This window comes from Pseudomonas sp. R62, from assembly GCF_000257605.1.
Classification (GTDB): Bacteria; Pseudomonadota; Gammaproteobacteria; order Pseudomonadales; family Pseudomonadaceae; genus Aquipseudomonas; species Aquipseudomonas atacamensis.
Window position 1 is genome coordinate 1 of sequence record NZ_AHZM01000956.1, and the last position, 627, is coordinate 627.

Annotated in this window: 1 protein-coding gene; it reads left to right on the top strand. The window is 56.1% G+C overall.

The features are described from left to right. Positions 1 to 627: DUF637 domain-containing protein (locus OQK_RS01330; protein ID WP_038860350.1), on the top strand; the 627-nt coding region annotated here is incomplete at both ends.

Consider the following 627-nt stretch of genomic DNA (forward strand, 5'->3'; position numbering starts at 1 on the left):
TGCCACGACCAGTTTTATCAATAACGGCGGAAACCTTGGAGCGGTTTTCGCGGACGTTACTTCATCCGATGCACTGAAGGGCTATGTGATTTCCGGAGTGACAGCCGGATTGATGGCCGAATACCTGAACCAGCTGACGGGTATGAAATACGATCCGAATACCGGAAAGCTGCTCGGCCCGTCGTTAGCCACGTGGGAGGGCGTCGGTAGATTCGCTGGAAGCCAAATCATCCAGGGTGGCACTTCCGCGCTGATCACCAAGGCAGTCGGCGGCGATGCAAGTGCCGGTGACGTTCTGAAGACGGCTCTGTTCAATACCGTCGCAGCGTTCAGCTTCAACATGGTGGGCGATCTCACGCAGGGCGTTCTGGATGATGGCTCAGCGGGCAAAATCATCATTCATGCGGCGGTGGGTGGGCTGTTGTCGGAGATGACCGGCGGGGATTTTGCGACAGGCGCGTTGGCGGCTGGTGCGAATGAAGCGCTTGTTGGTGAGATGAACAAATGGTTCAAGGGCAATCCCGAGTTGTTGCTCATGGGGTCGCAGATAGTGGGGGTCCTCTCCGCAACTGCGCTGGGCAATACTGATCAAGAGTCATTGGAAAACGCTTCTTGGGTTGCCAACAA